At 34.8% G+C, this 11,491-nt stretch carries 14 protein-coding genes; 6 read left to right on the top strand and 8 right to left on the bottom strand.

Going from position 1 to position 11,491, the window contains the following annotated elements:
* The gene (locus tag HMPREF9073_RS13990) at window positions 1–495 is read right to left on the bottom strand and encodes a phosphoribosyltransferase family protein (RefSeq protein ID WP_034555991.1); all 495 of its coding nucleotides are present in this window, start codon (window positions 493–495) and stop codon (window positions 1–3) included.
* A gap of 125 nt (window positions 496–620) precedes the next feature.
* Here HMPREF9073_RS13990 and HMPREF9073_RS13985 point away from each other — a divergent pair, with 125 nt between their 5' ends.
* Window positions 621–1,307 (top strand): DNA alkylation repair protein, encoded by a 687-nt coding sequence (locus HMPREF9073_RS13985; protein ID WP_009751138.1) that lies wholly within the window; start codon window positions 621–623, stop codon window positions 1,305–1,307.
* A 2-nt stretch (window positions 1,308–1,309) separates the two neighbouring features.
* Here HMPREF9073_RS13985 and HMPREF9073_RS13980 read toward each other — a convergent pair whose 3' ends face one another.
* Window positions 1,310–1,843, bottom strand: a complete 534-nt coding sequence (locus HMPREF9073_RS13980; RefSeq protein WP_009751137.1) for an RsmD family RNA methyltransferase — start codon at window positions 1,841–1,843, stop codon at window positions 1,310–1,312.
* 110 nt (window positions 1,844–1,953) lie between these two features.
* Here HMPREF9073_RS13980 and lgt point away from each other — a divergent pair, with 110 nt between their 5' ends.
* From lgt to idi, 3 genes are read left to right on the top strand one after another with little or no spacing between them, the layout of a single operon-like run.
* On the top strand, window positions 1,954–2,904 hold the full coding sequence (gene lgt / locus HMPREF9073_RS13975) for a prolipoprotein diacylglyceryl transferase (protein WP_009751136.1): 951 nt from the start codon (window positions 1,954–1,956) through the stop codon (window positions 2,902–2,904).
* Window positions 2,905–2,922: 18 nt separating this feature from the next.
* A complete protein-coding gene (locus tag HMPREF9073_RS13970; protein WP_009751135.1) occupies window positions 2,923–3,435 on the top strand; it encodes a DUF192 domain-containing protein in 513 nt (170 codons plus the stop codon).
* Window positions 3,436–3,444: 9 nt separating this feature from the next.
* A complete protein-coding gene (gene idi / locus HMPREF9073_RS13965; protein ID WP_009751134.1) occupies window positions 3,445–3,960 on the top strand; it encodes an isopentenyl-diphosphate Delta-isomerase in 516 nt (171 codons plus the stop codon).
* 16 nt (window positions 3,961–3,976) lie between these two features.
* Here the strand turns inward: idi and recN are convergent, their stop codons facing one another.
* From recN to HMPREF9073_RS13935, 6 genes are all read right to left on the bottom strand, one after another.
* Window positions 3,977–5,635 (bottom strand): DNA repair protein RecN, encoded by a 1,659-nt coding sequence (gene recN, locus HMPREF9073_RS13960; protein WP_009751133.1) that lies wholly within the window; start codon window positions 5,633–5,635, stop codon window positions 3,977–3,979.
* A 5-nt stretch (window positions 5,636–5,640) separates the two neighbouring features.
* Window positions 5,641–6,522 (bottom strand): DUF4835 family protein, encoded by an 882-nt coding sequence (locus HMPREF9073_RS13955; RefSeq protein WP_034556004.1) that lies wholly within the window; start codon window positions 6,520–6,522, stop codon window positions 5,641–5,643.
* Between the two features lie 10 nt (window positions 6,523–6,532).
* Entirely contained in the window at window positions 6,533–7,657 is a 1,125-nt protein-coding gene (gene ribB / locus HMPREF9073_RS13950; protein ID WP_009751131.1) for a 3,4-dihydroxy-2-butanone-4-phosphate synthase, read from the bottom strand.
* A gap of 25 nt (window positions 7,658–7,682) precedes the next feature.
* Window positions 7,683–8,228 (bottom strand): hypothetical protein, encoded by a 546-nt coding sequence (locus tag HMPREF9073_RS13945; RefSeq protein WP_009751130.1) that lies wholly within the window; start codon window positions 8,226–8,228, stop codon window positions 7,683–7,685.
* A complete protein-coding gene (locus tag HMPREF9073_RS13940; protein ID WP_009751129.1) occupies window positions 8,228–9,778 on the bottom strand; it encodes a helicase HerA-like domain-containing protein in 1,551 nt (516 codons plus the stop codon). Before HMPREF9073_RS13940 ends, HMPREF9073_RS13945 begins: the two co-directional genes overlap by 1 nt.
* A 69-nt stretch (window positions 9,779–9,847) precedes the next feature.
* Entirely contained in the window at window positions 9,848–10,489 is a 642-nt protein-coding gene (locus tag HMPREF9073_RS13935) for an O-methyltransferase (RefSeq protein ID WP_034555989.1), read from the bottom strand.
* A gap of 77 nt (window positions 10,490–10,566) precedes the next feature.
* Between HMPREF9073_RS13935 and pncA the strand changes: the two genes are divergently transcribed.
* Both pncA and HMPREF9073_RS13925 read left to right on the top strand, forming a co-directional pair.
* A complete protein-coding gene (gene pncA / locus HMPREF9073_RS13930) occupies window positions 10,567–11,103 on the top strand; it encodes a bifunctional nicotinamidase/pyrazinamidase (RefSeq protein ID WP_009751127.1) in 537 nt (178 codons plus the stop codon).
* Window positions 11,104–11,106: 3 nt separating this feature from the next.
* The gene (locus HMPREF9073_RS13925) at window positions 11,107–11,481 is read left to right on the top strand and encodes a hypothetical protein (RefSeq protein WP_009751126.1); all 375 of its coding nucleotides are present in this window, start codon (window positions 11,107–11,109) and stop codon (window positions 11,479–11,481) included.
* The last annotated feature ends 10 nt before the right edge of the window (window positions 11,482–11,491 follow it).

Genomic DNA, 11,491 nt, shown 5'->3' with positions numbered 1-11,491 from the left:
TTAATTCGACAAATCTACACTATAATTACTTGGCTCAAAAGTTACTGAAACGTGTTCTTGTAAGGAAGTCGATAATGAAATACCTTTAAAATCAGCTTTTATAGGATAATCTTTATGATTGCGATTCACTAACACTGCTGTTGTGAGTCGTTTTAAAGGTACTTCTAAGAAGTGTTTCACTCCATAGATAAGTGTACGCCCTGAATTGAGCACATCGTCTACCACTATCACTGCTTTATCAGTATATTGTTCAGCAGGGATAGAAATCGTAGTACCTATCAATGGATTTTTTTTATCCATTATAATTTGGCATAAAACTACTTTTAAAGGTGAAATACCTGCCAATGCTACTGCAAGTTTCTCTGCAAATACATATCCATTGCCATTGATACCTGCTAACACGATTTCCTCTTCATTAAGATGTGTTTCATAAATTTGATAAGCAATGCGCCTTATCTTGTGTTCAATATCGGCGTGATTTAATATTTGTGTCATATACATATAATTTATTAAACGCGACAAAGTTACAAACTATTTCCATAAAAAGCAAGATTTTTTTTATCTGAACTTCTATTATTTATCATTTATTTTGTACATTTGCCTCACCAATTATTATCATTATGTTTATAACAGAACGCCTTTTAGCTTTAGCTGATATTCCTTACCGTGATTTTACAGCTAAACTTATCCCTACCATTGATAAAGAACGTATCATTGGAGTACGAACCCCAGCAATGCGCTCTTTAGCTAAAGAATTATTAAAACAACAACCTAAGGAGGCTATGGCTTTCTTGGAAAAATTACCTCATTATTACTACGAAGAAAATAATCTGCACGCCTTTATCATAGCTCAATTGAAAGATTTTGAGAAGGTAATGCAATACACAACACAATTTTTACCATATATCGACAATTGGGCTACTTGCGATACTTTTGCCCCTAAAATTTTCTTGAAATACCCTGAAGAAGTGTTGAGTTATGTTCTAAAATGGCTCAAAAGTAACGAAACTTATACGATGCGTTATGCTATTGGGGTATTACTCTCTAATTACTTAGATGAGCATTTTAAAACAACTCATTTAGATTGGGTAGCTGCCATACGTTCAGAAGAATATTACATCAATATGATGATAGCGTGGTATTTCGCTACAGCTTTAGCTAAACAATACAAAGCTACTATCCCTTATATAGAAGCTAAAAAACTTACACCTTTTGTACAAAACAAAACCATACAAAAGGCGAGAGAGAGTTTGCGTATTTCAGCTGAAACAAAAGAATATTTACTTCAATTTAAATTGCCAAATTAAAATTATTCAAACATACTAAACACACAACCTCCATATTTTTTAGAGGTTACAAAATGGGGTAAGTTTGAAAGGTCAGTACGAGAAGAATGTTCAATAATGAGAGTGCCATTTTCATTGAGAAAATCTCTTTCAAAAACGAGCTCAGCAATCTCAGTAAATTTTTCTATAGGAAGTTCATAAGGAGGGTCAGCAAAGATTACATCAAAACGCTGTACAGTACGTTTGAGGTATTCATACACATCAGCTTTGAGCACCGTGATAGGATAGTCAAGCTCACGTGCTGTTTTGTTAATGAACTGCACACAACCACTATGACTATCCACTGCAATAAGTGAAGGACACCCCCTGCTAGCAAATTCATAACTGATATTTCCTGTACCCGCAAAAAGGTCAAGTACCGAAAGTTCATCAAAATAGTAATAGTTGTTAAGAATATTGAACAAAGCCTCCTTGGCAAAGTCGGTCGTAGGTCGAACAGGGAGTTTGGCTGGAGCTATCAGTTGTTTACCTTTATTTTTTCCTGAAATGATGCGCATTTTTTATTAATTATATCAGGCGACAAAAGTACTAAAAAATACGAATACATACAAATTGCTTGTGCATTCAATAAAAAGTTGTACTTTTACGCCCTCAAAACTATCACTATATGATTGCTTTAAATTTTATATGGAATTCTAATGAGATTCTCGCTACTATAAACTTACCTATTGTAGGCTCATTTTCTCTTCGTTATTACAGCTTAATGTTTATCGTCGCTTTTAGCTTGGGATGGTATCTGACTAAAAAAATATACCTCAACGAAGGTAAAACTATACAACAGCTTGATACTTTATTTGTCTATACAGCAGTTGCTACCTTAGTAGGTGCACGCTTAGGTGATTGCTTATTTTACAATTGGGATTATTTCAAAGACCACTTGCTCGAAATCTTTTTACCTATTAAAGAGAAACCCGGTGGCGGTTGGGAGCCTACAGGCTTTTCAGGCTTAGCGAGCCACGGAGCTGCCGTAGGGATTATTATTGCAATGATACTATATGTGCGTAAGTATAAAGATATTAGCCTGTCATGGATATTAGACCGTGTAGTAATTCCTATTACTATTGGAGGAATGTTTGTGCGCTTTGGAAACTTTTTCAATTCTGAAATCAATGGTAAAGAAGTAAGTGACACTTTTCCTTTAGGGGTGAAATTTGTACAAGGAGGAGCTATCTCACCACGCCAAGCAATGGAAATTACTCAACAGTCTGACCCACAATCGGCTTACCAACTCATTGCTCACGACCCACGTTTCTCCGAAATATTAGCCTCTATTCCTTACCAACACCCTGCACAACTATATGAAGCCTTTGGTTATTTCTGTCTGTTTTGGGTATTGTGGTACGTGTATTGGAAAACTGACAAGAAGAACAAACCTTACTTTATTTTCGGACTTTTCTTAATAGCTTTGTGGAGTATTCGTTTTGCGGTAGAATTTGTAAAAGAAAGTCAAGGAGGGTTTGAAAATTCTTTAGGTTTACTTTCTACAGGTCAATGGCTGAGCATTCCATTTATCATAGCAGGCTTCTATTTACTATTTAGAAAAACAAAAAAAGTATAATTATATTTAAAAACAAAAATGCAATTTTTTAGAAAACACTTTGTAACAGTAGCTTTGGCATTAGTTGCCTTAGCTGCAATCGCTCTCATTTTGCCCCGTTTTTTTGGCAGTAATAAAACTGAACAAATCGTAGAGATTACCCCTGATGACATTCAGTTTACTAAAGACGGAGAACTTTCTATTTTCAAAAACGATTCTCTTATCCAAACCATTGATGTAGAGTTTGCAAAAAATGAAATGGAACGTTCTTTAGGATTGATGTATCGTTCTTCAATGGATGAACATCAAGGAATGTGGTTTATATTCTCTGAAGAAGCACCACGCTCTTTTTATATGAGAAATACTGAAATTTCTTTGGATATTATTTATTTAGACAAAGATAAAAAGATAGTAAGTATTGCTAAAAACGCCCGTCCATACGATGAAACTTCTTTACCTTCAGAAAAACCTGCGATGTATGTACTCGAAATTAATGGAGGTTTAGCTGATAAATGGGGAATTGATAAAGGTGATAGGGTAGAAGTAAAATAAACCTTTACGATGGAAGAAAAAGTAATATTAGTAGACGAACAAGATAACCCTATAGGCTTGATGGAGAAGCTTGAAGCACATCAAAAAGCGCTATTGCATAGGGCTTTCTCTGTATTTATACTTAACGATAAAGGGGAGATTATGCTGCAACAAAGAGCTGCTAATAAGTACCATTCACCTAATTTGTGGACAAACACTTGTTGCAGTCATCCACGTGAAGGAGAGACTACTATTGAAGCTGGTAAACGCCGATTACAAGAGGAAATGGGATTTGTTACAGAGCTTAGTGAAGTGTTAAGTTTTATTTACAAAGCTCCTTTTGACAATGGGCTTACTGAACACGAACTCGACCATATTCTTATAGGTTATTACAACGATTCACCTATTATTAACCCTGATGAAGTATCCAATTGGCGTTGGACATCTCCTAAAAACATCAAAGCTGATATTACAAAATTTCCTCATCAATATACTGAATGGTTTAAAATTATTTTTGATAAATTCTACGATCAGATTAGTCAATAAAAAAGGGATGAATTAATCATCCCTTTTTTAATAACTCTATTGCGTGGTTTCGTGCTGAAACTCCACTATTTTTACCTTCTAACATTTCTGATAGTTCAGTAATACGTTCTTCTTCAGTGAGCAATTTCAAATGTGTTGTAGTCTTGCCATTCTTATCTTCTTTAAATACCTTAAAGTGATAATTCCCTTTAGCAGCTATTTGCGGTAAGTGAGTAATTGCAAATACTTGTCGGTTTTTACTCATCGCTTTCATTATATCACCCATTTTCTGAGAAATTTCTCCAGACACTCCTGTATCTATTTCGTCAAACATTATAGTAGGCAATGCAGTATGCTCTGCCATAATAGCTTTTACTGCTAACATTATACGTGAAAGTTCCCCTCCTGAAGCTACTTTTTTCAAAGTACCAAAGTCTCCACCTTTATTAGCTGAAAATAGAAATGATAACTCATCATTACCATTAGTAAAGAAACTATCAGTAGCTTTGAGTTCTATGGCAAATTTACCATTTGGCATACCAAGTTCGTGCATAAAGTATGTGAGTTTCTCATCTAAAGCAGGAATTACCTTTTCACGTGCATTGTGAATCTCGGTGGCTTTCTCAAAGGTGGCAAGCTTTTGAGCTTCTACTACTTTTTGCTGTTGATTGAGATCTATATCCACACTTTCAGTTTTAGACACAGCTTGTTCTAATTCCTTCTGAATTTTAATAAGTTCAGCAACTGTAGTTGCTTTGTGTTTCTTTTGGAGTGCATATATTTTGTTGAGTTGAGCCGATATTTCCTCCAAACTCTCAGGATCAGTTTCTATATTTTCGTCTATATAGGCTATTTCACTGTTCAAATCTTCGAGTTCTAAAAATGCTGATTCTATACGTTCATAGAGTTCTCTGTATTGCTGTTTGTATTCTGCAAGATTAGAAAATGCGCGCTTGAGTTCACGTAATTTATTGAGTATCCCTACCTCTTCATCGTTAAGCAACTGTATACTTTCTGCTACACTTTCTTTTATATCTTCTATATTTGAAGCTTCTTGATAATTCTCTTCTAATTCCTCCAAAATGCCTTCTTCTAATGTAACTGATTTAAATTCTTTTAATTGGTGTAGATTATAATCATATTCCTTAGTCGCATTTTTTTGAAATTCGATAAGTTCTTGTAATTTTTTCTGTTCCTTTTTTAATAATTGATGAAGCTGTGAATATGCTGTAAGAAGTGCTTGATCATCAGCCATAGTATCAATAATTTCAAACTGAAAAGAAATATCGCTCAAGGCCAAAGTTTGATGCTGAGAGTGAATATCTACCAAAAGTTCTCCTAAACGAGAAAGTACTTCTAAAGTAGCAGGAACATCGTTTACAAAAGCCCTTGATTTACCTGAAGGGAGTATCTCTCGACGAATAATTGTTTGTAAATCATAGTCAAGATCTAATTCGTTAAATAACGATTGAAAGCTGTATTTTTGTAGTGAAAATTCTGCTTCTATTACACATTTTTCATCTTTATTACGAAGGGAAGCCATATCGGCACGTTTCCCTAAAATAAGAGAGAGAGCATCAAGCATAATTGATTTACCTGAACCTGTTTCACCTGTGATAATAATAAAACCTTCAGGAAAATCTACTTTCAAGTCATCTATAAGAGCATAGTTTTTTATAGAAAGAGATGTGAGCATAGTCGTTATTTAATTTCTCCCCATTTGGCACCTTGGGTAGGGGCTAATTTTTGTAAGGTTTCTTTTAGTTTTTTAGTATCTACCATTACTCCACCCGCAAAAATAGCTGTAATTTCGTCAGTTTTTGCATTAAAAAAGAGTGTCATTGCATAGGAATTAAGGCGAAGACTTGGTATTTTATCTAGTAATAAGATAGCAGTTTGAATTGTTTCTTTAGCTTGTTTTTCATTAGAACTCATTTGGTCTAAGCCTAAACGGTGGTATTGGTATAGAGTTTTGTGGTAATCGTCATAATTCTCAGAAATAAGTTCATTTATAAGTGAAAACCGATTATTTCTGCCATTATCTGTCCATCCTTCATAGCCACTATTTTGTCCTAAATTAGCAATCTGTTTGGCTTTGATAAAATAAGGATACCCTCCTTTTTCTGAAAAAGTATCAGCATCAAATCCTAATAACAAATAAGCATAGTAAGCAACTACTGAAGTAAGATTAGACTCAAAAGTACTTTCATTAAATGAAAGTGGTGCAAATTCTTGATATTCAAAAGATACTTCTTTATCTTGCAAGTTAAAAATAGGTGATTGATAAGCACTATTATACACAGGTCGCGACGATTGTACCAAAAGAGTAGCCTCATAACGTGTATTTTCAAACTTAGTAATCACCAATGTAAAACTACAACGCAATCGCTCGTTTTCACGCACCTTTATATCTGTCCATCGCGTTTGATTGATAAACTCTTGCAATGACTTTTCTAAAGTTTTGAATACTGAACGATTGCTCAAATTCACCTGCTGTGTATTTACTGTTACTATAGCATTGAGCTCTTGTGAATGAGTAAAAACACAACTGAATAATACAAAAAAGAATAGTATTTTTTTCATCAAATTGTTTTTAATAAGGAATTTCTTCTGTGATTTCAAGTCCGTAGCCTGACATACCTACATAATTTGACGCATTTTTAGAATTGCTAAGCAATCGCAATTTACGAATACCTAAATCATTGAGTATTTGAGCTCCCATACCTATATCTTTAGTGTCTTTATCTATTTGAGGTAGAGGATTTCCTTTTTGGTTTTCCTTCATTTGAGTAATATGTTGTAATAGGTTCTGAGAATACCTTTCTTTATTGATTACAATTACAGCACCTTTGCCTTCCTCGTTTATTTTCTTAAAGATGCGTTCTAATGGATTATCTTTATCACCTGCTAACACTTCTAAAATGTCATTACTAATAAACGAAGCATGTACACGAGTGAGAACAGCTTCATCATTTTTCCAAGTGCCTTTTGTAAAAGCCAAATGGATTTGTTTGTTAGTAGTTTGCTCATAAGCACGCAAGCGAAATTCTCCATAAGGAGTTTGCAATAAGAAGTCTTCTTTTTTTACCACTAAAGTATCTTTGCGCATACGATAGGCAATGAGGTCCTCTATAGATATGATTTTAAGATCAAACTTTTTAGCTACTTCTACCAATTGAGGTAAGCGAGCCATCGTACCATCTTCATTAAGTATTTCTACTAAAATACCTGCAGGATAAAGCCCTGCTATACGTGTGAGGTCTATAGCAGCTTCAGTATGTCCTGAACGGCGTAACACACCTCCTTGTTTAGCACGGAGTGGAAATATATGTCCTGGGCGTCCTAAATCAAATGGTTTAGTTTCAGGATTTACCAATGCTTGGATAGTTTTAGCCCTATCGAAAGCTGAAATACCTGTAGTACAACCATTACCTTTCAAATCCACTGATACAGTGAATTGAGTTTCGTGTAGTACGGTATTGTTCTGCACCATCATTGGTAGGTCTAACTCTGCACATCGTTTTTCAGTAAGTGGCGCACATACTAATCCGCGACCGTGAGTAATCATAAAGTTAATCATTTCTGGAGTTACTTTCTCAGCTGCTGCTATGAAGTCTCCTTCATTTTCACGGTTTTCATCATCTACTACAATGATTACTTTTCCTTTTTTTATATCCTCTACAGCTTCTTCTATGCTGTTTAGTTTAAAATTATTCATTTTTTATATAATATATAACTTAACTTTAAAAGTTGATAGTGATATGTTTGATTTTTGCGCTCTCTTCTATATCGTCCTTAGAGATATTATCAGTAAGACCGAAAGCAGTTTTGATTGCAGTTTTATCGAATGTAAAATAGAAATTTTGACCTTTAGGAGTAACGAGCACACTACTAATAGAGGGGTGTATTTCTAAATCAGGGTATTTATCTTTCACATCTTTGAAAGTACTCTCTAATGATATACCTTTTTCAGTAGTGTACAAAGGAGAGAGTACTAGTACGCTCTCTATCACTTCTACGCCTTTTTCATTGGTAGTAGGTGTGATTTCAAGAAGTTCTTTACCATCCTTGCTAAGGATTGTAATGCGCTCAGAACTTGCATAACGCAACTCTCCTTCCACATTAGAATTTACAATTGAATCCTTAGCAAAAATAGAATCTAATTTTTGTATAGGTGTATTTTTTTGAAGTACCCCTATACTGTTATTAGTAATGAGAAAATTATTTTTGCTGTTGTTACAAGCTGTAAGCCCGATCAAGGCTATAGCGGTGATGATAAGCTTTTTCATTATTTCTTGATAATTTTGTTCAATATTCCTAATACACCTCGTATAAAGGTAGCACTGGTTACCATTTTTACTAATGGGTTTTGTCCTGAGCGTTTTGCTGGAGTTTTAGAATTGTTGTTAGATGATGTTTTTTCTACTTTTTCTGTCCTATCTGCCTCTTCTTTAGCTACTTTTTGCTTTTGTTCTTCCTCGTGAACTTCTTCAATTTTTTTATTGAGTAACTCATAAGCACTTTCACGATCGATAACTTCGTTGTACTTACGTACCAATTCAGAGTTATTTACAAGTTTTTCTATTTCGGTGTCGGTAAGTATATCCATTCTACTCATAGGAGCGCGCATCATCGTCGCTACCAAAGGTGTAGGGATTCCTTTTTCATTTAACGCAGTCACTAAAGCTTCTCCTGTACCAAGTGTCGTAAGGGTTTCTGTAGTGTCGTAAAATTCTGATGAAGGATAATTTTCAGCGATTAGCTTAATAGCTTTACGATCTTTAGCTGTAAATGCACGAAGTGAGTGCTGTACTTTCATCCCTAATTGTGAGAGCACTGCATCAGGTATATCTGTTGGATTTTGAGTACAAAATATCAATCCTACACCCTTAGAACGTATGAGTTTTACAATATTTTCTAATTGGTTGAGAAGGGTTTTTGAGGCTTCATTGAAAATAAGATGTGCCTCATCTATAAAGATAACTAATTTTGGTTTCTCCATATCACCTACTTCTGGGAAAGTAGTGTATATCTCAGCTAACAGACTCAACATAAAGGTAGAAAACATCTTAGGACGATCTTGTATATCAGTAAGTCTAATGATATTCACATAGCCTTCACCTTGGTTGTTTGTACGCAATAAGTCTTGAGGGTCAAAACTGCGCTCTCCAAAGAAAAGATCAGCACCTTGATGTTCTAACTCTACTAATTTACGCAAGATTGCACTGGTAGAGGTTTTAGAGATAGAACCATATTCTTTTTCAAAACTTGTTTTGCCCTCTTCAGTAGCATATTGAAGAATTTTTTTGAGATCTTTGAGGTCTAAAAGAGGTAATGCGTGGTCATCACAGTATTTGAATACAACTGCGAGAACGCCCTCTTGTATATCGCTTAGGTCTAAGATACGTGAGAGCAATACAGCACCAAATTCTGAAATAGTAGCGCGCATACGCACTCCTTTCTGAGCTGAAATAGTAAGTAATTCGGTAGGAAAAGCTTGTGGTTGAAAATCTAATCCTATTTTTCCTAATCGTTCTAAAATAAAAGGTTTTACTTCACCCGATACTGCAATCCCACTGAGGTCACCTTTCAAGTCCATTAAAAGTACTGGAACACCTTTTTTAGAAAGGTTTTCAGCAATTACTTGTAGTGTTTTAGTTTTCCCTGTACCTGTAGCTCCTGCAATAAGCCCGTGGCGGTTTAAAGTTTTTAAAGGTAGTTTTACTAAAGCATTTTCAATAGGTTGCCCTTCGTATACTGCACCACCTAAGATGATGGCATCACCTTTAAAGGTATAGCCGTTGGTAATAGTTTCTCTGAAAGATTCTATATTAGTCATTTCATTTAATTATCTAAAGTGTTTCAAGCGACAAAGATACATACTTTTATCGAAATATACAAATTTTCCTTATTTTACTCTTGATACCGTAATGCCGTCACGAATAGGCAATAACACTGTCTCCACCCGTGAATCATCTTTTAACTTCTGATTATATATCATTAGTGCTTGAGTATGCTTATCGTTGTGTTTTACTTCTTCTACTACCTTACCACTCCACAATACATTGTCCGAAAGAATGATGCCACCTCGGTTCATTTTTTCGATAACCAAATCAAAATAAAGACTGTAGTTTTGTTTATCAGCATCAATAAAAACAAGGTCAAAAGTAGTGTTGAGAGTAGGAATAATATCGGCAGCTTTACCGAGATGTTGTACTATTTGATTTCCATAGCCACTACGGTCAAAAAATTCACGTTGCAAGTCGATGAGTTCTTCTTTGATATCAATAGTATGTAGTACTCCATTCGTTGATAATCCTTCTGCCAAGCAAAGGGTAGCATAGCCCGTATAAGTACCTATTTCCAAAATAACTTTAGGCTGTACTAACTTAGATAATAAACTGAGAAAACGCCCTTGTAAATGCCCACTAATCATTCGTGGTTGGAGTACACTAAGGTGTGTACGCTTACTGAGTTCTTGCAACAAAAGAGGCTCATTATCAGTATGTTCGTTGGCATAATTTTCTAAATCTTCTGATAAAAAGTGCATTAGCAAAATATTTTTTAGGGCAAAGATAGTAATAATATTAGAAAATATTGTAATTTTGGGCGCAAATTCACGACTATATGAAAGCACTCGTTATCATTGATGTACAAAATGACTTTATGCCTACAGGATCTTTACCTGTGAAAGAAGGAGATCAAATTATACCTTTTATCAATGCAGAAATGCAGAAAGGTTATGACCTTGTAGTTGCTACTCAGGATTGGCACCCTGCTACCCATAAAAGTTTTGCAAGTCAGCATAAGGGTAAAAAGCCTTTTGATGTAGTTCAGTTAAATGGTATAGAGCAAATACTGTGGCCAGACCACTGTGTGCAAGGGACTTTTGGTGCTCAACTACATAAAGACCTCGACATAAGACCTATATCAGCCATTTTTAGAAAAGGAATGAACCCCGAAATAGATAGTTACAGTGCTTTTTTTGATAATAACAAACTTAATAATACGGGCTTGCACGGCTTTTTGCAGGACAAAAGTATTACAGAACTCGTATTTTGTGGTTTAGCAGGTGATTTTTGTGTAGCTTATAGTGCCAATGATGCCAAAGCCTTGGGCTACAAAGTAAATTTGTTTGACAAAGGAATAAGATCTATTAATTAAGAAGTGGCTCAAATAATTTCATATCAGAGAGAAGGTGCAACTGTATATGTACAAAAAGGTGCTGAATGTGATCCTTCTTTACTGGATAAACCAAGAATATGGATAGACTTTAATACCCCTTGGGAGGATTTATATTTCCTATCACAAGCTGATATAAAAACAGATTCTAATGGCAATGAAATAAGCTTGAAAGAAGGAATGCAAGTTTCTGTTTTTGATTTTGACTCTGATGAAAATAATAATCCAGATAATCTATTAGCTGATGGTATTGTAGTTTTGAATGAAACAGGAACATATACCAATACGAAATGGCTTATAAAAGTACTTCCTAATGAAAAATATGGGAAATACTATTGGGTATCAGATACTAAAAAGTAAAAAATGAATT

This window comes from Capnocytophaga sp. oral taxon 326 str. F0382 (assembly GCF_000318295.1).
GTDB classification, from domain to species: Bacteria; Bacteroidota; Bacteroidia; order Flavobacteriales; family Flavobacteriaceae; genus Capnocytophaga; species Capnocytophaga periodontitidis.
This window is presented reverse-complemented; position numbering and strand designations above follow the sequence as displayed.